Source organism: Muricoccus roseus, from assembly GCF_900141905.1.
GTDB classification, from domain to species: domain Bacteria; phylum Pseudomonadota; class Alphaproteobacteria; order Acetobacterales; family Acetobacteraceae; genus Roseomonas; species Roseomonas rosea.
The window spans coordinates 29,169-50,676 of record NZ_FQZF01000035.1 but is presented as its reverse complement, the minus strand read 5'-3'; the positions used below and the strand labels follow the sequence as shown (position 1 = coordinate 50,676).

The 21,508-nt window shown below is 71.1% G+C and carries 19 protein-coding genes and 1 pseudogene; 10 read left to right on the top strand and 10 right to left on the bottom strand.

Annotation, left to right across the window (positions count from 1 at the left end; genetic code table 11):
• Positions 1-375 (top strand): annotated as a pseudogene (locus BUB97_RS26380) (methyl-accepting chemotaxis protein); the annotation flags it as partial.
• A gap of 10 nt (positions 376-385) precedes the next feature.
• On the opposite strand, the gene gltX reads toward BUB97_RS26380, so the two are convergent.
• Positions 386-1,792, bottom strand: coding sequence for a glutamate--tRNA ligase (gltX, locus tag BUB97_RS21865; RefSeq protein WP_073138911.1), 1,407 nt, complete (start codon positions 1,790-1,792; stop codon positions 386-388).
• Positions 1,793-1,868: 76 nt separating this feature from the next.
• Here gltX and BUB97_RS21860 point away from each other — a divergent pair, with 76 nt between their 5' ends.
• Entirely contained in the window at positions 1,869-4,058 is a 2,190-nt protein-coding gene (locus tag BUB97_RS21860) for a ComEC/Rec2 family competence protein (protein WP_073138908.1), read from the top strand.
• A 46-nt stretch (positions 4,059-4,104) separates the two neighbouring features.
• Here BUB97_RS21860 and lexA read toward each other — a convergent pair whose 3' ends face one another.
• The 9 genes from lexA to BUB97_RS21815 form a co-directional block, all read right to left on the bottom strand.
• Positions 4,105-4,839, bottom strand: coding sequence for a transcriptional repressor LexA (gene lexA, locus BUB97_RS21855; protein ID WP_073138905.1), 735 nt, complete (start codon positions 4,837-4,839; stop codon positions 4,105-4,107).
• 105 nt (positions 4,840-4,944) lie between these two features.
• Entirely contained in the window at positions 4,945-6,150 is a 1,206-nt protein-coding gene (locus tag BUB97_RS21850) for a molybdopterin molybdotransferase MoeA (protein ID WP_073138903.1), read from the bottom strand.
• Entirely contained in the window at positions 6,150-6,626 is a 477-nt protein-coding gene (gene moaC, locus BUB97_RS21845) for a cyclic pyranopterin monophosphate synthase MoaC (RefSeq protein WP_073138900.1), read from the bottom strand. The genes BUB97_RS21850 and moaC overlap by 1 nt, the downstream gene beginning before the upstream one ends.
• Positions 6,623-7,435 (bottom strand): indole-3-glycerol phosphate synthase TrpC, encoded by an 813-nt coding sequence (gene trpC, locus BUB97_RS21840; RefSeq protein ID WP_073138897.1) that lies wholly within the window; start codon positions 7,433-7,435, stop codon positions 6,623-6,625. Before trpC ends, moaC begins: the two co-directional genes overlap by 4 nt.
• Positions 7,436-7,568: 133 nt before the next feature.
• Entirely contained in the window at positions 7,569-8,579 is a 1,011-nt protein-coding gene (gene trpD / locus BUB97_RS21835; protein WP_073138894.1) for an anthranilate phosphoribosyltransferase, read from the bottom strand.
• 2 nt (positions 8,580-8,581) lie between these two features.
• Complete coding sequence (locus BUB97_RS21830) at positions 8,582-9,196, bottom strand: anthranilate synthase component II (RefSeq protein WP_073138891.1); 615 nt, start codon at positions 9,194-9,196, stop codon at positions 8,582-8,584.
• Between the two features lie 48 nt (positions 9,197-9,244).
• Positions 9,245-9,943, bottom strand: a complete 699-nt coding sequence (locus BUB97_RS21825) for an FkbM family methyltransferase (RefSeq protein ID WP_073138888.1) — start codon at positions 9,941-9,943, stop codon at positions 9,245-9,247.
• Positions 9,944-9,972: 29 nt separating this feature from the next.
• The gene (gene trpE / locus BUB97_RS21820; RefSeq protein WP_073138885.1) at positions 9,973-11,493 is read right to left on the bottom strand and encodes an anthranilate synthase component I; all 1,521 of its coding nucleotides are present in this window, start codon (positions 11,491-11,493) and stop codon (positions 9,973-9,975) included.
• The gene (locus BUB97_RS21815; protein ID WP_175562708.1) at positions 11,490-13,388 is read right to left on the bottom strand and encodes a peptidylprolyl isomerase; all 1,899 of its coding nucleotides are present in this window, start codon (positions 13,386-13,388) and stop codon (positions 11,490-11,492) included. Before BUB97_RS21815 ends, trpE begins: the two co-directional genes overlap by 4 nt.
• Before the next feature lie 120 nt (positions 13,389-13,508).
• On the opposite strand from BUB97_RS21815, the gene tpiA reads away from it, so the two are divergent.
• The 8 genes from tpiA to pdhA all read left to right on the top strand — a co-directional run bounded on the left by tpiA (position 13,509) and on the right by pdhA (position 21,508).
• A complete protein-coding gene (tpiA, locus tag BUB97_RS21810; protein WP_073138879.1) occupies positions 13,509-14,267 on the top strand; it encodes a triose-phosphate isomerase in 759 nt (252 codons plus the stop codon).
• Positions 14,268-14,329: 62 nt separating this feature from the next.
• Complete coding sequence (secG, locus tag BUB97_RS21805; protein WP_073138877.1) at positions 14,330-14,686, top strand: preprotein translocase subunit SecG; 357 nt, start codon at positions 14,330-14,332, stop codon at positions 14,684-14,686.
• Positions 14,687-14,791: 105 nt separating this feature from the next.
• A complete protein-coding gene (locus tag BUB97_RS21800; RefSeq protein ID WP_073138874.1) occupies positions 14,792-16,423 on the top strand; it encodes a CTP synthase in 1,632 nt (543 codons plus the stop codon).
• Complete coding sequence (kdsA, locus tag BUB97_RS21795) at positions 16,420-17,250, top strand: 3-deoxy-8-phosphooctulonate synthase (protein ID WP_073138871.1); 831 nt, start codon at positions 16,420-16,422, stop codon at positions 17,248-17,250. The genes BUB97_RS21800 and kdsA overlap by 4 nt, the downstream gene beginning before the upstream one ends.
• Before the next feature lie 429 nt (positions 17,251-17,679).
• Complete coding sequence (gene wrbA / locus BUB97_RS21790; RefSeq protein ID WP_073138868.1) at positions 17,680-18,282, top strand: NAD(P)H:quinone oxidoreductase; 603 nt, start codon at positions 17,680-17,682, stop codon at positions 18,280-18,282.
• 114 nt (positions 18,283-18,396) lie between these two features.
• Positions 18,397-19,680, top strand: a complete 1,284-nt coding sequence (gene eno / locus BUB97_RS21785) for a phosphopyruvate hydratase (RefSeq protein ID WP_073138866.1) — start codon at positions 18,397-18,399, stop codon at positions 19,678-19,680.
• Positions 19,681-19,888: 208 nt separating this feature from the next.
• Positions 19,889-20,176: an FtsB family cell division protein gene (locus BUB97_RS21780; RefSeq protein WP_245818410.1), complete on the top strand. Its 288-nt coding sequence runs from the start codon at positions 19,889-19,891 to the stop codon at positions 20,174-20,176.
• Positions 20,177-20,581: 405 nt separating this feature from the next.
• Positions 20,582-21,508: a pyruvate dehydrogenase (acetyl-transferring) E1 component subunit alpha gene (gene pdhA / locus BUB97_RS21775; RefSeq protein ID WP_408906150.1), complete on the top strand. Its 927-nt coding sequence runs from the start codon at positions 20,582-20,584 to the stop codon at positions 21,506-21,508.

The following is a 21,508-nucleotide window of genomic DNA, read 5'->3' as shown; positions in this document are numbered from 1 at the left end:
CTGGCGGCGCAGACGGCCAAGGCCACCGAGGAGATCGGAGCGCAGATCGCCGAGATCCAGTCGGCGACCGATCAGGCGGTGGTGGCGATCGGGGGGATCGGGCGGACGATCGAGGAGGTGAGCGGGATCGCGGTGGCGATCGCGGCGGCGGTGGAGCAGCAGACGGCGGCGACCGGGGAGATCGCGCGCACGGTGCAGGAGACGGCGCGTGCGACGGAGGCGGTGACGGCCAACATCGCCTCGGTCAGCCAGGGCTCGGCCGAAACCGGCGCGGCCGCAGGCGAGGTGCTCTCCGCCGCCTCGGAACTCGCCCAGCAGGCCGAGCAGCTCAACGGAACCGTCACCCACTTCGTCGCGGAGGTCCGCGCCGCCTAGCGGCGCGGGTTCAGCCGCCGACGAGACTGACGCCTTCGGCGGCGTCCCCGATGCGGGCCAGGCTCTCCTCCTTGCCCAGCGCCATGAGAACCGCGTCGATCGGCGGGGACTGAAGGCTGCCGGTCAGCGCCGCGCGAAGGGGCTGCGCCACCTGGCCGAGCTTCACGCCCTGCGCCTCGGCGAAGGCTCGAAGCGCGCCGTCCAGGGCCGAACGGTCCCATTCCACGCCCGCGAGTTGCGCCGCCAGCGCCGCGAGCCGGGCCCGCACATCGGCATGGTCCAGCGCCTCGGCGGCCTTGGGCTCATACTTGAGCGGGCGCATGGCCAGGGCGAAGCGCGCCCCCTCCGCCATTTCGACCAGGCTGCGCGCGCGGGGCTGGAGGTCGGGGATCAGCGCGGCCACCCGCGCTGCTTGCGTCTCGCTCACCTCGCCCAGCCGGGCGAGCACCTGCGGCAGCAGGGCGGCCGCGTCGGCCGCGCGGAGGTACTGGCCGTTCAGGTGCGAGAGCTTGGCATAGTCCATGCGCGAGGCGGCGCGGCCGACATCCTTCAGGTCGAAAAGCTCGATCGCGCGCTCCCGCGGCACGAACTCCTCGTCGCCATGGCCCCAGCCCAGGCGGAGGAGGTAGTTGCAGACGGCTTCCGGCAGGAAGCCCTGGTCGCGGAACTCCAGCGCGCCCACCGCCCCGTGCCGCTTGGATAGCTTGGCGCCATCAGCGCCATGGATCAGCGGGATATGGGCGAATTCCGGCCGCTCCCAGCCCATGGCGTCATAGACCATGATCTGGCGGAAGGTGTTGGTAAGGTGGTCGTCGCCGCGAATGACATGGGTGATCTCCATGTCATGGTCGTCCACCACCACCGCATGCAGATAGGTCGGCGTGCCGTCGGAGCGGAGGATGATCATGTCATCCAGCTCCGTGTTCTGCACCCGCACCTCGCCCTGCACGAGGTCGCGCACCACCGTCTCGCCCTCCCGCGGAGCCTTGATGCGGATGACCGGGGCGATGCCGCCCGGCGCCTCCGAGGGGTCGCGGTCGCGCCAGTTGCCGTCGTAGCGCGGGGGGCGGCCCTCGGCCTGCGCGCGCTCGCGCATCGCGACCAGCTCCTCCGCCGTGTCATAGGCGAGATAGGCGCGGCCCTTGGCGAGCAGCTCCTTCGCCACCTCCGCATGGCGCTGCTCGCGCGAGGTCTGCATGACCGGCGGCTCATCCGGGGAGAGGCCGAGCCATTCCAGGCTCTCGATGATCTGGCGAACGGCTTCCGGCGTGCTGCGCGCCCGGTCCGTATCCTCGATCCGCAGCAGATACTGGCCGCCATGGTGCCGCGCGAAGAGGAAGTTGAAGAGCGCGGTCCGGGCCCCGCCGATATGCAGGTAGCCGGTGGGGGAGGGGGCGAAGCGCGTGCGGACGGTCATGCCGCCCCTCTATCACCGCCCGAAGACTCTGTTGACCCCTCACGCCTCTGTGATCGGTGGGCTAGCATAGGGCCGGATGTCCGCCCATCTCGCCCAGGCACAGCTCGCCCTCCCGTCTCCGCCCCTGGCCGAACGCGTCCTGGGCTGGGTGGCGGCGGAATGGGACCGCTGGCCGCTTTGGCTGCCAGTGGCTATGGGGGCGGGGATCCTCCTCTATTTCGGGCTCACGACAGAGCCCGCCCTGGCCTGGGCGGCACTGCCCTGGCCGCTTCTCGCGCTCGCTCTGCTGCTGCGCGGCCGCGCGCCGGTTTCGGCGGCCGGCCTGGCCCTCGCCGGGGCCGTCGCCCTCGGTTTCGCGGCCGCCCTCCTCCATGCGCGCGCCGCCCCGGCCGTTCCGGACCTGCCGCGTACCGCGACGATCATCACGGGCCGCGTGGAGGCGGTGGACCTCCTGCCGGAGGGGCGCCGGGTCGTCCTGGCCGCGCCGCGGCTGGATGAACGCCCGCCGCTGGAGCGGCGGATCCGCATCCGCCTGCGCGCCAACGACCCGGCCCGGCCCGCGCCGGGGGACCAGCTCTCGGTCCGCGCTCTCCTGCGCCCGGCCATGGCCCCGGCCTATCCGGGCGCTTTCGACCTGCAGCGCGCCGCCTATTTCTCCGGCCTCGCCGGCTCCGGTTTCGCGCTGAACGCCGCGAGCGTCGTGCCGGGCGACGAGGCGCCGCTCTTCTCCGGGCTTCGCTCGGCGATCGAGGCCCGGGTGACCGCCGCCCTGCCCGGCGGCACGGGGGCGGTAGCCGCGGCGCTGCTCACCGGCTCGCAATCGGCCATTCCGGCGGATGAACTCGCGGCCCTGCGGGATTCGGGGCTGGCGCATCTGCTCTCCGTCTCCGGCCTCCATGTGGCGATCGTCATCGGCATCGGCTTCGCGCTGACGCGGGTGGCGGTCGCGGCCATGCCCTGGCTCGCTCTCCGGGTGGATTCCAAGGGTGTGGCCGCCGTCGCGGGGCTGGTGCTTGGCGGGGCCTATACGCTGCTCACCGGCTCCGGCGTGCCGATGGTCCGCTCTTTCGCCATGGCGGCGCTGGTCACCCTCGCCGTGCTGACCGGCCGCCGTGCCCTTTCCCTGCGCGCCATCGCCCTGGCGGCCGGCTTGGTGCTGCTGGCGAACCCCGCCGCCCTCACCGGACCCTCCTTCCAGATGTCCTTCGCCGCGGTGCTGGCGCTGATCGCCGCCGCCGAGGCGCTGCGGGGTCCGGGTCAGGCCTTGCGGATGCGGGGCTGGCGGGGGTGCGCGGCGCTGGTGGTGCTCGGCCTGATCGCGACTTCCCTCGTCGCCGGGGCGGCGACCACGCCCTTCGGGCTGCACCATTTCGGGCGGCTGCAGCTCTATGGCGTGGCGGCGAATGCCGTGGCGGTGCCGCTGACCTCCTTCCTCGTCATGCCGGCGGGAATGCTGGCCCTCGCGCTCATGCCCCTCGGGCTGGAAGGCGCCCCGCTTGCGGTGATGGGCTGGGGGGTGGAGGCGACCCTGGTGACCGGGGCCACCGTGGCTGCCTGGCCCGGCGCGGCGCTCTCCGCGCCACCGCTTCCTGCCTGGGGGCTCGGGCTCTTCACCCTCGGCCTGTGCTGGCTCTGCCTCTGGCGCCTGCCATGGCGCTGGCTGGGCGTGCCGGCCATGCTGGCCGGGCTGCTCTCCGGCCTGGCGAGCACGCCGCCGGACATCCTGGTGGCCGCCGACGGGCGGATGCTGGCGATCGCGACACCCCACGGGGTGCTGGCGGAGCGCGCCTCCGGCGCCAACCGCCTGACGCGCGAATCCTGGCTGCGGAGTTGGGGGGAGGACGGCGCCGCATCCTTGCCGCGCGAAGGCGCGGCGGCGGAGGGGCTGGCCAGTTGCTCCGCTCTCTCCTGCCTGCTGCGCCCGCGCCCCGAGGCCGCCGCGGCCATCCTGCTGCGCCAGCCGCCGCGCGAGGCGCCCCGGCCCCGGCGTGGCCCGGCGCCCCCGCTGCCACCTGTCCTGGCGGAAACCGGCTGCGGGCTGGCCGCGGTGATGATCTCGCTGGAGCCGATCCGGGGTCGCTGCCGGGATACGCCGCGGGTGGACCGATTCTCCGTCTGGCGGGACGGGGCCCATGCGATCTGGCTGGGGCCGGACGGGGCGAGGATCCTGTCGGACCGCGCGCTCCGGGGCGACCGGCCCTGGGTGCCTCCGGTGCCGGCGCCGCGCGCCCAGCCCCAGAGCGAGCCGCCGGCCGAGACGGAATAGCCGGGCCGGAATAGCCGGGGCGGGGATGGCCCCCTGCCAGCCGGGATCAGTGGTAGCGGCGCACCAGGCCGACGAGGCGGCCCTGCACCTTCACGCGGTCCGGCCCGAAGATGCGGGTCTCGTAGCGCGGATTTGCGGCTTCCAGCGCGATGGAGTTGCCGCGCCGGCGCAGCCGCTTCAGCGTCACCTCGTTCTCGTCCACCAGGGCCACCACGATGGCGCCGTTATCGGCCGTGTCGCCGCGGCGGATGATGACCGTGTCGCCGTCGAGGATGCCGGCGCCCTCCATCGAATCGCCCGCCACCTCCAGCGCATAGTGCTCGCCGCCGCCCAGCAGCGCCGCCGGAACCTCGACGCTGTCGCCGCCGTCGCGCAGCGCCTCGATCGGAAGGCCGGCCGCGATCCGGCCGTAAAGGGGGAGGTGCACGGCGGCCGCGTCATTCGCGGTGCGCACCGCGCCGGGCAGGTTCTGGGCGAAGTTGCCGCGGATGACATTGGGCGCGAAGGCGGGCCCGGCGGGCGCCGCCGGCTGCGCGGCCTGGGCCTGCGCGGCGCGGGGGCCCATGCTGTCGGGCATGCGCAGCACCTCCAGCGCCCGGGCCCGGTGGGCGCGGCGCTTGAGGAAGCCGCGCTCCTCCAGCGCCGTGATCAGGCGGTGGATGCCGGACTTCGACTTCAGGTTCAGCGCCTCCTTCATCTCCTCGAAGGAGGGGGAGAAGCCGGTGTTCCGGAGATGTTTGTCAATGAAGGTGAGCAGCTCGTGCTGCTTCCGGGTGAGCATGGTCCGGGCGTCTCCCTGGGGGCGGGGCAAGTCCACTGCACGAACAAACGGGCAACCGACACGGAAGTTCTATGAAAGTTCTTCCGCGTCGGTCAATGCCGCGCTTCACACGCCGAGAGAGGAAAGTTCGACAACCTCGACCGCGGAGCCCGCCGGGGCGGCTGGAGCATGCGGCCGGCGCAGGATCAGGGCACCGGCAGCGGCCATGGTGCGGAGCATGGAGCTGTCCTGCACCGCGAAGGGGGTGGCGACCAGGGCGCCGGCGGCATCCTGCGAGAGTTCGGCGCGCACATAGTCCTGCCGCCGGTCATTCGCCGGCATCTCGCGGCCGAGCAGCGCCGGGCGGGTCTCGACCGGGCCCGCTGGCAGGCCGGAGAGCCGGCGCGTCGCGGGGATGAGGAAGAGCACGGCGCAAACCAGGGCCGAGACCGGGTTGCCCGGCAGGCCCAGCAGCGGGGTGCCCCGCAAGTCCCCCCAGATCAACGGTTTACCGGGCCGCATGGCAATCTTCCAGAAGTCCAGCGCGAAGCCTTGCGGGCCAAGGGCGGCCTGGACCAGGTCGTGCTCGCCGACGCTCGCCCCTCCGGTGGTCACCAGCAGGTCGCAGCGGCGGGCGGCCTCCGCGGCGCCGGCGATGGCATCCCGGTCATCCGCCGCGATCGGCAGCACCAGCGGCTCGCCGCCCGCCGCCCGCACCAGGGCCGCCAGCGCATGGGCGTTGGAGGAGACGATGCCGCCCGGGGGTATCGGGTCCCCCGGCAAGCTGATTTCGTCGCCCGTGGCGAGGATTCCGATCCGGGGGCGCCGATGGACCTGGAGCCAGGGATGGTTGGCCGCCGCCGCAAGGCCGATATCCCGCGCGGTCAGCCGCCTTCCGGCAGGGAGAAGCGTGTCACCCGTCGCGAAATCCAGCCCCGCGCGGCGGATGTGGCGCCCGGGGCGGGGGGCCTCGGTGGGGCGGACATGGCCATCCTCGGCCGCCGCATCCTCCTGCAGCAGGACCGTATCGGCGCCGGCCGGCAGGGCACCGCCGGTGAAGATCCGCACGGCTTCGCCAGGACCGACCCTTCCGCTGAAAGGATGGCCGGCGGGCGAGGCGCCGATGACGCGGAGCCGTGCCCCGACGCCCGCGTCCTCGACCCGCACGGCATAGCCGTCCATGGCGGAGACATCGGTGGGGGGCTGGGTAAGGCGCGCGGTGACGGGATGGGCGAGAATCCGCCCCCAACCCTCGGCCAGGGCGACGGTTTCCGCCCCGGTCGGTGAGAGACCGGCCAGGATCCGCTCCAGCGCTTCCTCGACCGGGATCATCAGGACGCCTCGTAAAGGCCTGACTTGCCGCCAGATTTGTGGGTCAGCCGAATCGCCTCGATCCGCATGCCCCGGTCGGCGGCCTTCACCATGTCATAGATGGTCAGGGCCGCCATGCTGACGGCCGTCATCGCCTCCATCTCCACTCCGGTGCGGCCGGCGGTGCGGACCGTCGCGGCGATCTCCACCGCATCCGGCTCGGCCAGCTCCAATTCGATGGTGACGGAGGAGAGGGGGAGCGGATGGCAGAGCGGGATCAGCTCGGCCGTGCGCTTGGCCGCCATGATCCCGGCCAGGCGCGCGACGCCCAGCACATCCCCCTTGCCGGCACGGCCCTCGGCGATCAGCGCCAGGGTCTCCGGGCGCATGGTGATGCGGCCCCTGGCGGTGGCTTCGCGCACCGTCTCGGCCTTGGCCGAGACATCCACCATCGCCGCCCGGCCGGCCGAATCGAAATGGGTGAGGGGACCGCTCAAGCGGCCTGCACCAGCTCGCGCGCGGCGGCGCCGGGGTCCGGCTGGCGCAGCAGATGCTCGCCAACCAGTAGGCAGCGCGCCCCGGCATGGACCATGCGGCGCACATCCTGGGCCGTGCGGATCCCGCTTTCGGCCACCGGGATCCGGTCGGCGGGGATGAGGGGCGCCAGACGCTCGGTCACGGCGATGTCGGTCCTGAGGCTGCGGAGGTCGCGGTTGTTCACGCCGATCAGCCGGGTCTCGAGGCCGAGGGCGCGCTCCAGCTCCGCCTCGTCATGGACCTCCACCAGCACGCCCATGTCGAGCCCGCGCGCGACGTCCTCGATCTCGGAGGCCTCTTCGTCGCTGAGGGCGGCCATGATGATGAGGATGGCATCCGCCCCCATCGCCCGGGCCTCGAAGACCTGCCAGGGGTCGATCATGAAGTCCTTGCGCAGCACGGGAAGCGCTGTCGCGTCGCGAGCGAGGCGCAGATGCTCCGCGGTGCCCTGGAAATAGGGCTCGTCCGTCAGGACGGAGAGGCAGGTCGCCCCGGCCTCCTCATAGGCGCGGGCGATGCCGGCGGGGTCGAAGGGCTCGCGGATGAGCCCGCCCGAGGGCGAGGCCCGCTTTACCTCGGCGATCAGCCCGATCCGCATCTCCGCCACCGCGGCGCAGAGCGCCTCGGTGAAACGGCGGGGCCTGTCGGTAGCCCGGGCCCGCCGCTCCATCTCGGGGAGCGGGGTCTCCTGCATGCGCGCCTGCACCTCGGCCCGCTTGTCGTCGAGGATGCGCCGGAGCGTGTCCGATGCCGTGAGGGTCTGGTCCATGATGAGCGGTTCCTGGCCCCCTTCCGGCGGGCGCGTCAAGCGCTTGGGTTAACGGATGGCGCCGGTGAAGGCGCCGCCTTCCAGAGGGGCCTCAGGCAGGGGGCGCCGGGCGGCTCGGACTCCGGCGGAATGGCTAGGATCCGTTGGTCAGCGCCCGAAGCCGCTCCAGCGCGCGCATGGCGGCGCCCGAGGCGATCGATTCCGCGGCCAAGGCGGCGCCGGTCCGGAGCTCCGTGACGCGGCCTGCCACGATCAGCGCGGCGGCTGCGTTCAGGAGCACGCAGTCCCGGTACCCCCCCGCCTCGCCCTGGAGGAGGGCGATCAGCGCCTCCGCATTCTCCGCGGGCTCGCCGCCCCGCAGGGATTCGGCGGGGTGGCGGGGCAGGCCGGCCTCTTCGGGGGTGATCGCGAACTCGCGGATCACCCCGTCCTTCAGCTCCACCACCTCGGAAGGGCCGGCAATGGTCAGCTCGTCGAGTCCCTGGCCATGGACGAGCCAGGCATGCTCGGTGCCGATCCGCCCCAGGGTCTCCGCCATGGGGCGCAGCCATTGGGGCGCGAAGGCGCCGGTCATCTGGCGGCGCACCCGGGCGGGGTTGGTCAGCGGGCCGAGCAGGTTGAAGATCGTCCGGGTGCCCAGCTCCATGCGCGGCCCGGCGGCATGGCGCAGGGCCGCATGGTGGCGCGGGGCCATGAGGAAGCAGATGCCGGCCTCGCGGAGCACCTCGGGCAGGCGCTCGAAGGGCACGTCCGTGTTCACGCCGAGGGCGGTGAGGACGTCCGAGGCACCGGCGCGGGAGGAGAGGGCGCGGTTGCCGTGCTTGGCCACCGGCACGCCGCAGCCGGCCACCACCAGCGCGGCGGCGGTGGAGATGTTCAGCGTGCCGGCGGCGTCGCCTCCGGTGCCGACGAGGTCGATGGCGCCCTCCGGCGCCTCAACCGCCGTCATGCGGGCGCGCATGGCACGCACGGCGCCGGTCATCTCGGCCACGGTTTCCCCGCGCACGCGCATGGCCATCAGCATGCCCGCGATCTGCGCCGGGGTGGCTTCGCCGGCCATGACCGTGCCGAAGGCCGCCTCCGCTTCGCTCTCGGCCATGCGCTCCCCGGCGGCGAGCCGGGCCAGGACAGGTTTCAGCGACATGGTTAGGCCGCCCGCGCGGCGGTCTTGGGCCGCGGCGGCAGGTTCACGCCCGCCATCCGCATGACATTGGCCAGCATGTCGTGCCCATGGGCGGAGGCGATGCTCTCCGGGTGAAACTGCACGCCCCAGACCGGAAGATCCCGGTGGGCCAGGCCCATGACGAGGCCGTCGCCCGTTTCGGCGGTCACCCTCAGGCTCTCGGGCATGTCGTCGCGGCGGACGACGAGGGAGTGATAGCGCGTGGCGCGGAAGGGGGAGGGGAGGCCGGCGAAGACATCGGTGCCGCCGTGATGGACGTCATGCACCTTGCCGTGCACGGGCTCCGGCGCGCGCACCACGGTGCCGCCGAAGGCTTGGCCGATGGCCTGGTGGCCGAGGCAGACGCCGAAGAGGGGCACGCCCTTCTTCGCGGCCGCCCCGATCAGGTCCAGGCAGATTCCGGCTTCATTGGGCGTGCAAGGACCCGGGGAGAGGACGATCGCGCGCGGGTTCATCTCCAGGGCCTGCTCGACCGAGAGCGCGTCGTTGCGCCAGACCGCCACCTCCGCGCCCAGTTCCCCGAGGAAGTGGACGAGGTTGAAGGTGAAGCTGTCGTAATTGTCGATGAGCAGGATCATGGCCTCTTCACATCGGCCGAGGCGGCCCCGCTGGTCAAGCGGGGCGGGCTACCAAGCCCCTTCGAGATCCGCCTCGTGCCCCTCGCGGTAGAGGTGGAGGGTCTCGCTGCCGGAGTTCCGCAGGTTGATCCGGAAGCCCCGGTCATAGAGCCGCTTGATCATGGCGTCGGTCGGCCCGATCCCGGCCTTCCGGTAATGCGTCTCCATCAGGATGCCCGTGATGGGGTCGAGGTCCGCCGTGCCGAGCAGCTCCACCTCGCCGCCCTCGATGTCCATGATCAGGAAGTTCGCCCCGTGGCGGGAGACTTCCTCCTCGAAAATGGCGACCGGCACCTCGACGCTGTCCCGGCGCGGGATGGGGATCAGCGAGGAGGAGACGAGGGAGGGTGACATGAAGAAGGGCACGGTCGGCGGCTTCCCCGCCGCTGCGCGGCGGGAGAGCAGGACGGCGTTGGCGATGGTGATGGGCAGGTCGTTCGCCGCGAAATGATGGGCGGCGAGAGCGGCGTTCTGCGGATTCGCCTCGTAGCAGAGGATCGCGCCCGCCCCGACGATACGCGCCGCGATCATGGCGACGAAGCCGGTGCAGGTGCCCATCTCCAGGATCCGGTGGTGGCGGCGTACCACCTGACGGACGAGCTTCGCCTCGCGCCCCTCGAAGCTGCCGCGGCGGAACTCCTCGGCGACCGGCGCCACCCGGGGGTGGGAGAGGTCGATCTTCACGCCGTTCGTCTCGAACAGGTCCATCGCCGCCGCCTCTTCCTCTCTCCGGGGTCTCAGCCCGGCTCGCGCCGGGGCGCTGCGGCGGCGAAGCGCACCGCCTCCTCGGCCGCCCGGAACAGCGCGCGGGCCTTTTGCCGCGTCTCCTCGTACTCGGCCTCGGGGTCGCTGTCCGCCACCACCCCGGCCCCGGCCTGGACGGACATCACTCCATCCTTCACCAGCGCCATGCGCAGGCCGATACAGGTGTCCATGCCGCCATCGGCGCCGAAATAGCCGAAGCACCCGGCATAGACGCCGCGGCGGGAGGGCTCGGTCTCCTCGATGATCTCCATCGCCCGCACCTTGGGGGCGCCGGAGAGGGTGCCGGCCGGGAAGCCAGCGACCAGCGCGTCCAGGGCCGAGAGGCCGGGGCGCAGCTTGCCCTGCACCTCGCTGCCGATATGCATGACCTGGCTGTAGCGCTCGATCCCGAACTGGGCGGTGACGCGCACCGTGCCGATCTCCGACACGCGGCCGACATCGTTGCGGCCGAGGTCGAGCAGCATCAGGTGCTCGGCCCGTTCCTTCGGGTCGGCCAGCAGCTCGCGCTCGAGCGCCAGGTCCTCCTCGGGCGTCGTGCCGCGGCGGCGGGTGCCGGCGAGGGGGCGGACGGTGACGGTGCCGTCGCGCAGACGCACCAGGATCTCGGGGCTCGCCCCCACGGCGGCGAAGCCGCCGAAATCGAAGTGGAAGAGGAACGGCGCGGGGTTCAGCCGCCGCAGCGCGCGGTAGAGCGCGAAGGGCGGCAGGGCGAAGGGCGCCTGGAAGCGCTGGCTCAGGACGATCTGGAAGGCATCGCCGGCCGCGATGTACTCCTTCCCCCGCTCCACCGCCGCCATGAACCCCTCCTTGGTGAAGTTGGAGGAGGGGGTGCCGGGGGCGGGCAGGGCGGCGGGCGGCGCCGGGCGCGGCACCGGCCGGTCCAGCGCCGCCTCGGCCTCGTCCAGCCGGGCCTGGGCGGCCTCATAGGCCTCGCGCGCCGTCTCGCCACGATCGGCATAGACGGGGGCGCAGAGGGTGAGAATGTCCCGTACATGGTCGAAGACGGCGATCACGGTCGGGCGGCCGAGGATCGCTTCCGGGATTCCAAGCACATCCGGGTTCCGCGCCGGCAGCCGCTCCATCAGCCGGACCATGTCATAGCCGAGATAGCCGAAGAGCCCGGCGGCACAGGGCGGCAGCCCGGCCGGCAGCGCCATGCGGCAGGACTGGATGAGGGCGCGCAGGCTGTCGAGCGCCGGCGCGGCCTCCGGCACGAAGGCATGGGGGGCGGAAAGGGCGTGGCGGTTGATCTCGGCCTTGCCCTCCCGGCAACGCCAGATCAGGTCGGGCGCGAGGCCGATGGCCGAATAGCGGCCGCGGCTCTGCCCGCCCTCCACGCTTTCCAGCAGGAAGGTGTTTGGCCGACCCTCCGCCAGTTTGAGGAAGGCGCCGACCGGCGTGTCGAGATCCGCCACGCGCTCGCGGACCAGGACCTGGCCCTGGCCGGCCGCATGGGCCGCGGCGAAGGCGGCGTAGTTGTCGGGCGCGTTCATCGGGCGGCCACCTGTTCCATCATGGCCGGGTTGATGGTGACGTTCCCGCGGGCGCGCAGGGCGGCGGCGAACTGCGCCTCCAGGTCGTCCTGCATGCTCTGCTCCACCTCGCCCTTCACCCGGGCCAGGCCGGCGGCATCGGCCGCGACATCGGCGGGGATGATCTCGGCAAGCCGCGCCACGGCATAGCCGGCCGATGTCTGGGCCATGGTGACCTCGCCGACCTTCGCGGCGAAGAGCCCGGGCAGCAGCTCGGCCGGGATGCCGCCCGGCGGGGCCTGCTGCGGGTCGCGCAGGGAGGGGCCCATCCGAACCGCCTCAACGCCCGCCTCGCGCGCGGCCTCGGCGAAGTCCTTGCCGCCCTGGGCGGCCGCGAGAAGGGCGGCGGCCCGCTCCTCCTGGGCGCGGCGGCGGGCCTCCAGTGTCCAGGCGCGGCGCACCTCGGCCTCCACGCTGGCGAAGGGGCGGAGCGCGGCCGGAATCGCATTCGCCACGTCCAGCGCGACGAAGCCGTTGGCGGCCTCGGCCAGGCGCGCGCCCTGGCCCGCCGGGTTGGCGAAGACCGCTTCGAGGATGGCGGCGCGGGCGGCGGGGCCGCCGGGCAGCTCGACGGGCCGGCCGTCCTGCCCATTACCCTGCCGGTCCAGCGTGACGCGCGCCGCGGTCAGCCCGAAGCGCTGGGCGGCCTCCTCCACCGTGGCGCCGCCGGCCAGCGCATCCTCCAGCTTGTTCGCCTCCTCATACGAAAGATCGGCGGCCTTCTCGCGGGCGAGGAAGGCGCGGGTCTCGGCGCGCAGCTCCTCCATGGGCTTCTCGGCGGCGGCCTGGATGGCGGTGACCTTCATCACATGCCAGCCGAAGGGGCTCTGGATCGGGTCGGTCACGCCGCCCTGGGGCAGGGCGAAGACGGCGGCCGCGATGTTCTCCACCGGCATCTCGCCGCGCGTCACCTGGCCCATCTCCAGCGCGGTGCCGCCGGCCGCCTCGGCCTGCGTCTTGACGGCCGCAAGCTCGGCACCGCCCGCCCAGGCCGTGCGGATGGCGTCGGCCGCCTCCCGGCTGCTGACCAGGGCCTGCTCCACCGTGCGGCGCTCGGGCGTGCCGGTCCGCTCGCGCTGGGCTTCCAGCCCGGCCTCGATCTCGGCATCCGTGACCGTCACCCGCGGCAGCAGCGCCTCGGCCGAGAGCATGGCCAGGGCGACCTCCCGGTATTCGGGGGAGGAGAACTGGGCGGGGTTGTTCTCGTGATAGCGGGTGAGCTGCGCCTCGGTCGGCTCCGGCACCTCGGGGGCGCTGAGCAGGGGGAACTCGGCCACCTCCGCCGCCCGCCGCTCGCCCGCGAAGGCGAGGAGCTGGCGGGTCATGGTCTCGGGGGCGCGCGCGCCGGCACGGATGGCGCCGATGAGCTGCTGGCGCTCGAGATCGGCGACGACGAGGCGGGTGAAATCGCCCTCGCTCAGGTCGTTCTGCCGAAGGAACTGCTGCAGGATCAGCGGGTTGAACCGCCCATCCGCTCCCTGGAAGGCAGGAACGGCGAAGGTATAGGCGCGCACGGCATCCACCGAGGCCGCGACGCCCATGCGCCGGGCCTCCTGGCTCTGGGCGCGGGCGGCGATGAGGTTTTCCACGGCCTGGCGGGCCACGGCCTGGCGGAAGCCCTCATTCGCCTCGAAGCGGGGGCCGAGCTGGCGTTGGAGGCGCTGCGTCTCGCGCCGGGCGGCGTTCTGCGCCTCGGTCAGCTCGATCGACTCCCCGCCCACGCGGGCCACCGCGTTGTCCCGCCCGAAATTGCGGATCACATCCTCGATCCCCCAGATCCCGAAGGACAGGACCAGCAGGAGGAACAGGCCCTTGGCGAACCAAGTGCCGGCGAGGCGGCGGAACGCGGAGATCATGCGGATGGCCCTGTCGGGAAGGCGGAGAGGGGGCAGCCCGTAGCGCACCCCGGCCCCGTTGCCAAACATCGGGCGCCCCGATACGGGCCGTGGAGACGCGCCGTAACATCAGGAGAGCCCATGACCCCCGGAGTCCGCCCCCTCATCGCCGGCAACTGGAAGATGAACGGCACGCTGCGCGAGGCCGCGGCCCTGGCCGAGGGAGTGCGCGCCGGGCTGGACCGCGTGGCCGGCGCGGACCTTCTGATCTGCCCGCCCTTCCTCCATCTCCATGTGGCCGCCGCCTCCATGGGCTGGAAGCCGGTCGCGATCGGGGGGCAGGACTGCTCGGCCGACGCCAATGGGGCCCATACCGGCGACATCTCCGCCGCCATGCTGGCCGATGCGGGCTGCGGCTATGTCATCCTCGGCCATTCCGAGCGCCGGGCCGACCATAGCGAGACGGATACCCTGGTGCAGGCCAAGGCGCGGGCCGCCATCGCGGCCGGGCTGATCCCCATTGTCTGCGTGGGCGAGACCGAGGCGCAGCGGGACGCGGGGGAGGCGGAAGCGGTGGTGGCCGCCCAGCTCGCCGGCTCCCTGCCGCCCGATTTCGCCAACGCCAAGGGGGTGGTGGCCTATGAGCCGGTCTGGGCCATCGGCACCGGGCGGACGCCCACCGAGGCGGACATCGCCGCGATGCATGGGCGCATGCGCGCCGAGCTGGCCGCCCGCTTCCCGGGGCAGGGGGAGGCCACGCGCCTCCTCTATGGCGGCTCCGTGAAGCCCTCCAACGCCGCGGCGATCCTGGCCCTGCCGAATGTGGATGGGGCCCTGGTGGGCGGCGCCAGCCTGAAGGCGGAGGATTTCCTGGGGATCGGGGCGGCCGTTCCGGCCTGAAACCCTTTCCCCCGGGGAAACCCTTTCCCCGGGGAGCCGAAGGGCGCTAGAAGCCGCGAATCATGACCACCGTCCTTCTCGTCCTGCATTTCTTCGTCGCCGCCGCCCTGATCGGGGTGGTGCTGCTGCAGCGCAGCGAGGGCGGTGGGCTCGGCATCGGCTCCTCCCAGGGCATGGGCAACCTCATGTCGGGGCGGGGCACGGCGAACCTGCTCACCCGCGCCACGGCGGTGCTGGCTACCCTCTTCATGGCCCTGGCGCTCGCGCTCGGGCTGCTGAACCAGGGCACGGGCCGCCAGCGCTCGCTGTTCGATTCGCCGCCGGCTGCCGGCGGCGCCGCGCCGGGCGCGCCGGGCGCCCTTCCCGCGACGCCGGTCGCCCCCGTGGCGCCGCCGGCCCCCGCGGTTCCGACGAACTAACCCCCTGTTCGGGCAGCGGCGCCGATCAACCCGGCGCCGCGCATGGCTTCATTGCGTCCGCGGCCCCTGGCCGCGGCGTTTCCACGTTCGCTATAAGGGCCTCCCATGACGCGGTACGTATTCATCACCGGCGGCGTGGTCTCTTCCCTCGGAAAAGGCATTGCCGCCGCATCCCTCGCGGCGCTCCTGCAGGCGCGCGGCCACAAGGTCCGGCTCCGGAAGCTCGACCCCTATCTCAACGTCGATCCGGGCACGATGAGCCCGTATCAGCATGGCGAGGTCTTCGTGACCGATGACGGGGCGGAAACCGACCTCGACCTCGGCCATTACGAGCGCTTCACCGGCGTGCACGCGAACCAGGCCGATGCCTGGACGACGGGCCGCATCTATTCCGACGTGATCGCGAAGGAGCGGCGCGGCGAGTATCTGGGCGGCACCGTCCAGGTGATCCCCCACATCACGGACGCCATCAAGGAAGGCATCACTGCCGGGGTCGAGGAGTACGACTTCGTCATCGTCGAGGTCGGCGGCACGGTCGGCGACATCGAGAGCCTGCCCTTCCTGGAAGCCATGCGGCAGCTCGCGAACGAGCTCGGCCCGCGGCGCAGCATCTTCGTGCACCTGACGCTCGTGCCCTGGATCGCCTCGGCCGGTGAGCTGAAGACGAAGCCGACCCAGCACAGCGTGAAGGAGCTGCTGGGCCTGGGCATCCAGCCGCATGTGCTGCTCTGCCGCAGCGATCGGCCGATCCCCGAGAACGAGCGGCGCAAGATCGCCAATTTCTGCAACGTGCGGCCGGAGAGCGTGATCCCGGCGCTCGATGCGTCCTCCATCTATGCCGTGCCGCTGCAATACCATGCGGAAGGGCTGGACCGGGAAGTGCTCCGGCACTTCGACATGTCCGTCTATGGCGAGCCCGACCTCTCCCGCTGGCAGAGGATCGTGCAGTCCCTCCAGCAGCCGGAGGGCGAGGTCACGGTGGCCGTCGTCGGCAAGTACATGTCTCTGCTCGACGCCTACAAGTCGCTCGGCGAGGCGCTGACCCATGGCGGCATCGCCCATAACGTGAAGGTCAAGCTGGACTGGGTGGACAGCTCCATCTTCGAGGGCGAGGGCGCGATCAAGCGGCTGGAGGGGGCGCATGCGATCCTCGTGCCCGGTGGCTTCGGCGAGCGCGGCAGCGAGGGCAAGATCCGGGCGGTGCAGTTCGCGCGCGAACGCGGCGTGCCCTTCCTCGGCATCTGCTTCGGCATGCAGATGGCGGTGGTGGAGGCCGCGCGGAACCAGGCGGGGCTGCCGGGCGCCTCCTCGACCGAGTTCGGCCCCTGCGAGGACCCGGTCGTCGGGCTGCTGACGGAGTGGAAGCGCGGCAACCAGGTGGAGAAGCGCTCCGAGGGCGGCGACCTCGGCGGCACCATGCGCCTGGGCTCCTATCCCTCCCTGCTGGCCGAGGATTCGCTCGTGCGCGACATCTATGGCGGCCGGGCCGAGATCATGGAGCGCCACCGGCACCGCTACGAGGTGAACGTGAACTACCGCGACAAGCTGGAGGCCACCGGCCTGCGCTTCTCCGGCATGTCCCCCGATGGCGTACTGCCCGAGATCGTGGAGCGGCCGGACCATCCCTGGTTCCTCGGTGTGCAGTACCATCCCGAGTTGAAGTCCAAGCCGTTCGAGCCGCACCCGATCTTCGCTGGCTTCATCGGCGCCGCCGTGCGCCAGGCGCGGCTGGTATGAGCCGCGTCCGCATCGGCGGGCTGGAGGTCGGGAACGACCTGCCGCTCGCCTTCATCTGCGGCCCCTGCCAGATCGAGTCCCGCGCCCATGCGCTGGAATGCGCCGAGGCCATCGCCGCCATGGCGCGGGATGCGGGCGTCGGGATGGTCTTCAAGTCCAGCTACGACAAGGCCAACCGCACCAGCACGAATGCCGCGCGCGGCGTGGGCATGAACGAGGGGCTCTCGATCCTCGCCGAGGTGCGGGAGCGCACCGGCCTGCCCGTGCTCACCGATGTGCATGACGCCGGGCAATGCGCTCCGGTAGGCGAGGTGGTGGACTGCCTGCAGATCCCCGCCTTCCTCTGCCGCCAGACCGATCTGCTGCTGGCGGCCGGCCAGACGGGCAAGGCGGTGAACGTGAAGAAGGGCCAGTTCCTCGCCCCCTGGGACATGGTGAACGTGGCGGCGAAGATCGCCTCCACCGGCAACGAGAACATCCTGCTCTGCGACCGCGGGACCTCCTTCGGCTACAACACCCTCGTCTCCGACCTGCGCGGCCTGCCGATCATGGCGCGCACCGGCTATCCCGTGGTGTTCGACGCCACCCATTCGGTGCAGCAGCCCGGCGGGCTGGGCGGAAGCAGCGGCGGGCAGCGGGAGTTCGCGCCCGTGCTGGCCCGGGCGGCCGTCGCGGTCGGGGTGGCGATGGTGTTCATCGAAACCCATCCGGACCCGGACAAGGCCCCGAGCGACGGGCCGAACATGATCCCGATCCGGGAAATGCCGGCCCTCATCGCCCGGCTGAAGGCCTTCGACGCCCTGGCCAAGTCCACCGCGGCAGGCTGATACCGGCGAGGTCTTGTTCTGATTTGTTGGTCTGTCCCGGGGAGAGGAAGAAGGAATTCTTCCTCTCCCCGGACCCGTCGAAGGCAGTGCCTTCGACCCATCATCTTTGTCTTCGAGTTTGGAATCACGGGGCTGACGGTGCGCCTGAGGTCTGAGACCTCAGGCGACTGCAAGGCAGAATAGGCGCCCAGCAACCAGAGACCCCACCCATCCGGGGTATCCACGGCAGTCAGACGGGGTTCCAAGGGCCTCAGGCCCTTGGCGGGCCGAGGGCGGAGCCCTCTCCGGGACTGGGCAGAACCACCGCTGTCACCCCTGCGCTGTGAATGACCGTCATTCCCGTCCTGCGTTGTCCTGTACGGCAGGGCCTCCCTAATTGCCGGGGATCCCGCCCGGCCCGGTGGGACGCAGATGAAGGATGTGTGACGGATGGCGAAGGTCCTGGTCCTCTATTATTCGAGCTACGGTCATATCGAGACCATGGCCCATGCCGTGGCCGAGGGAGCCCGCTCGGTTGCCGGCACGGTGGTCGAGGTGAAGCGCGTGCCGGAGCTTGTGCCGGAGGAGGTCGCGCGGAAGTCACATTACAAGCTGGACCAGGCCGCGCCGGTCGCGACGGTGGAGGAGCTGGCGGAGTACGACGCCATCATCATCGGCACGCCGACCCGCTACGGGAACATGGCGTCGCAAATGAAGAACTTCCTGGACCAGACGGGCGGGCTCTGGGCCCGGGGTGCCTTCGTGGGGAAGGTGGGTTCGTGCTTCACCTCCACCGCCAGCCCGCATGGCGGGCAGGAGAGCACCATCCTGGCCACCAACAACGTGCTCTACCATTTCGGCATGGTCATCGTGGGCCTGCCCTATACCTATGCCCCGCTGACCGACGTGACCAAGGTGCAGGGCGGCACCCCCTATGGGGCCAGCACCATCGCGGGCGGCGATGGCAGCCTGCAGCCCACCCCGGACGACCTGGGCGCCGCCCGCTTCCAGGGCGAGCATGTGGCGCGGATCGCGGCCAAGCTCGCGGCCTGACATGACGGGGAGGGGGGCGGGATGGTTCCGCCCCCTCCCTTGCCTGCCACCCCCGGCCGGCCCTATCCGCTTCCCGTCCCGGGAATCGCGGGGCAAGGCCGGGAGACACAAGCCATGAGTGCCATCGCCGACATTATCGCCCGCGAGGTCCTGGACAGCCGCGGCAACCCCACCGTGGAGGTGGAGGTGGTGCTGGACAGCGGCGCCATCGGCCGCGCCATCGTTCCCTCCGGTGCCTCGACCGGCGCGCATGAGGCCGTGGAGCTGCGCGACGGCGACAAGTCCCGCTATGGCGGCAAGGGCGTCCGCAAGGCGGTGGCGAATGTGGAGGGCGAGATCTTCGACGCCCTCTCCGGCCTGGATGCCACCGAGCAGGTGAAGATCGACGAGACGATGATCGAGCTCGACGGCACGCCGAACAAGGGCCGCCTGGGCGCGAATGCCATCCTCGCCGTGTCGCTGGCCAATGCGAAGGCCGCCGCCGAGCATTACGGGCTGCCGCTCTACCGCTATGTCGGCGGCACCTTCGCCCGCACGCTGCCGGTGCCGATGATGAACATCATCAATGGCGGCCAGCATGCGGACAATCCGATCGACATCCAGGAGTTCATGATCATGCCGGTGGCCGCCGGCACGATGTCGGATGCGGTGCGCATCGGCTCCGAGGTGTTCCAGGCGCTGAAGAAGAAGCTGCACGATGCCGGGCACGCCACCAATGTGGGTGACGAGGGCGGGTTCGCGCCGAATCTGAAGAGCGCCGAGGAGGCGCTGGACTTCATCGCCGCCGCCTGCGAGGCCGCCGGCCATCGCGTGGGGGAGGACATCATGTTCGCCCTCGACTGCGCCTCCACCGAGTTCTTCAAGGACGGCACCTACGACATGGAAGGCGAGGGCAAGAAGCTCGACGCCGCGGGGATGGTGGACTATCTGGCCGCGCTTTGCGCCAAGTACCCCATCGTCTCCATCGAGGACGGCATGTCCGAGGATGACTGGGCTGGCTGGACGCTGCTGACCGAGCGCCTGGGCTCCAAGGTGAACCTGGTGGGCGACGACCTCTTCGTCACCAACCCCGAGCGGCTGCGCCAGGGGATCGAGAAGGGCGTGGGCAATGCGATCCTGGTGAAGGTGAACCAGATCGGCACGCTGACCGAGACGCTGGAGGCGGTGGAGACGGCGCATCGGGCGGGCTACAAGGCGGTGATGTCGCACCGCTCCGGCGAATCCGAGGATGCGACGATCGCCGACCTCGCGGTGGCGACGAATTGCGGGCAGATCAAGACCGGCTCGCTGTCGCGCTCCGACCGGCTGGCGAAGTACAACCAGCTCATCCGCATCGAGCAGAACCTCGGCCCGGCGGCGCGCTATGCCGGTCGTACTGTGCTTCCGCGGGGCCGCTGAAGGTTTTTATTAAGCTGTGCGCGCGCCGTGAGCGCGGCGCGCGCGCAACGTCCACAGCTATTTCTGCAACCCTGGCGTGAATGCTCTTGCACCGCAGCGCGCGTCCGATTTTACTCCGACCCAGGGGATCATTCCGATCGGCCTAAGCTCTTCGGGGGAGGGGCAGTTGGCTTTCTTAAGGGGGGTGAAGCGCCGGGCTCAGGCCTTGGTGCTTCCGACAATTTTCTTCGCGCTTTGCGGCTATTTCGCCCATCACGCGATGCACGGCACGCGCGGCCTCTTGGCCCGCGATGCCCGCAACACCGAGATCGCCGCCGCACGGATCGTGCTGGCGGAGGCCGAGGCGGAGCGGGACGCGATGGAGCGGAAGGTGGCCGGCCTGCGGGCGGAGCATCTCGACCGTGACATGCTGGAGGAGCGCGCCCGCGCGCTTCTGAACGTCGTGTCCAGGGACGAAATCATCGTGCCCTACGCGCCGAACCGGCGCCTTTTCTAGGATCCGAGCACCTGGCTCATGCGCCTGCGGCGCGGCGGAGGTCCGCCGCGCCGCAGGCATGTTCGGGGTCCGCCGCCGGCCTGCAGTGAGGGGGGCTCGGGCGTGAACACCGGTGAGGCGAAGGTTTCACACGGCATTCACATGCGATGGGCGTGATTAACCGGAAACCGGTTAATCGCCATGTTGCAACGCAACATCAAGGACTTAGCTGAGTCTTGTAGCTTGCTGATCGGCTGGGCCGACCGTATCTGCCGAATCAAGGCCGCCCCTCGGCCGGCTTATACGCAGGAGCACCCCATGGCCCTCGGGACGGACAGCGCGGCGAAGCGCCGCAACGGACGCGGCAAGGACTCCCCTCCGGGTGCCGGCCACAACCAGGATATTCTCGGCAAGGCCTATCGGGAGATGCTCCTGATCCGCCGCTTCGAGGAGAAGGCTGGGCAGCTCTATGGCATGGGGCTCATCGGCGGCTTCTGCCACCTCTATATCGGCCAGGAAGCCGTCGTCGTCGGCATGCAGATGACGCTGAAGGAAGGTGACGAGGTCATTACCTCCTATCGCGACCACGGCCATATGCTTGCGACCGGCATGGAAGCCCGGGGCGTGATGGCGGAGCTGACCGGGCGCATCGGCGGCTATTCCAAGGGCAAGGGCGGGAGCATGCATATGTTCTCGCGCGAGAAGGGCTTCTATGGCGGCCATGGAATCGTGGGCGCCCAGGTGTCCCTCGGCATCGGGCTGGCCTTCGCCAACTGGTACCGCGAGGATGGCAAGGTCGCGCTAGCCTATTTCGGCGAAGGCGCCTCCAACCAGGGCCAGGTCTATGAGAGCTTCAACCTCGCCGCCCTTCTGAAGCTGCCCTGCGTCTTCATCATCGAGAATAACCGCTACGGCATGGGCACCTCGGTCGAGCGCGCCTCGGCCTCCAAGGACCTCTCCAAGAACGGCGCGCCCTGGGGCATTCCGGGGGAGCAGGTGAACGGCATGGACGTGCTGGCGGTGAAGGCGGCCGGCGAGCGCGCCGTGGCCCACTGCCGCGCGGGGAAGGGTCCCTACCTGCTGGAGATGCAGACCTACCGCTACCGCGGCCACTCCATGTCTGACCCCGCCAAGTACCGCACGCGGGAGGAGGTGCAGAAGATGCGTGAGCAGAACGACTGCATCGAGATGGTCCGCAAGCTCCTGCTGGAAGGCGGCACGCCAGAGGCCGAGCTGAAGGCCGTCGACGACGAGGTGAAGGCGATCGTCCAGGACAGCGCCGACTTCGCGCAGTCCAGCCCCGAGCCCGACGAATCCGAACTCTGGACCGACGTTCTGGTGGAGACCCGCTGA

What these genes read in the sequence shown, in the direction of transcription:
- trpC (WP_073138897.1), bottom strand. Translation starts at nt 7,435, where the DNA reads ATGGACCAGACCCTCACGGCATCGGACACGCTCCGGCGCATCCTCGAC.
- pdhA (WP_408906150.1), top strand. Translation starts at nt 20,582, where the DNA reads ATGCTCCTGATCCGCCGCTTCGAGGAGAAGGCTGGGCAGCTCTATGGC.
- BUB97_RS21830 (WP_073138891.1), bottom strand. Translation starts at nt 9,196, where the DNA reads ATGATCCTGCTCATCGACAATTACGACAGCTTCACCTTCAACCTCGTC.
- BUB97_RS21815 (WP_175562708.1), bottom strand. Translation starts at nt 13,388, where the DNA reads ATGATCTCCGCGTTCCGCCGCCTCGCCGGCACTTGGTTCGCCAAGGGC.
- trpD (WP_073138894.1), bottom strand. Translation starts at nt 8,579, where the DNA reads ATGTCGCTGAAACCTGTCCTGGCCCGGCTCGCCGCCGGGGAGCGCATG.
- secG (WP_073138877.1), top strand. Translation starts at nt 14,330, where the DNA reads ATGACCACCGTCCTTCTCGTCCTGCATTTCTTCGTCGCCGCCGCCCTG.
- BUB97_RS21850 (WP_073138903.1), bottom strand. Translation starts at nt 6,150, where the DNA reads ATGATCCCGGTCGAGGAAGCGCTGGAGCGGATCCTGGCCGGTCTCTCA.
- lexA (WP_073138905.1), bottom strand. Translation starts at nt 4,839, where the DNA reads ATGCTCACCCGGAAGCAGCACGAGCTGCTCACCTTCATTGACAAACAT.
- eno (WP_073138866.1), top strand. Translation starts at nt 18,397, where the DNA reads ATGAGTGCCATCGCCGACATTATCGCCCGCGAGGTCCTGGACAGCCGC.
- BUB97_RS21825 (WP_073138888.1), bottom strand. Translation starts at nt 9,943, where the DNA reads ATGGACCTGTTCGAGACGAACGGCGTGAAGATCGACCTCTCCCACCCC.
- kdsA (WP_073138871.1), top strand. Translation starts at nt 16,420, where the DNA reads ATGAGCCGCGTCCGCATCGGCGGGCTGGAGGTCGGGAACGACCTGCCG.
- BUB97_RS21860 (WP_073138908.1), top strand. Translation starts at nt 1,869, where the DNA reads ATGTCCGCCCATCTCGCCCAGGCACAGCTCGCCCTCCCGTCTCCGCCC.
- BUB97_RS21800 (WP_073138874.1), top strand. Translation starts at nt 14,792, where the DNA reads ATGACGCGGTACGTATTCATCACCGGCGGCGTGGTCTCTTCCCTCGGA.
- wrbA (WP_073138868.1), top strand. Translation starts at nt 17,680, where the DNA reads ATGGCGAAGGTCCTGGTCCTCTATTATTCGAGCTACGGTCATATCGAG.
- trpE (WP_073138885.1), bottom strand. Translation starts at nt 11,493, where the DNA reads ATGAACGCGCCCGACAACTACGCCGCCTTCGCCGCGGCCCATGCGGCC.
- tpiA (WP_073138879.1), top strand. Translation starts at nt 13,509, where the DNA reads ATGACCCCCGGAGTCCGCCCCCTCATCGCCGGCAACTGGAAGATGAAC.
- gltX (WP_073138911.1), bottom strand. Translation starts at nt 1,792, where the DNA reads ATGACCGTCCGCACGCGCTTCGCCCCCTCCCCCACCGGCTACCTGCAT.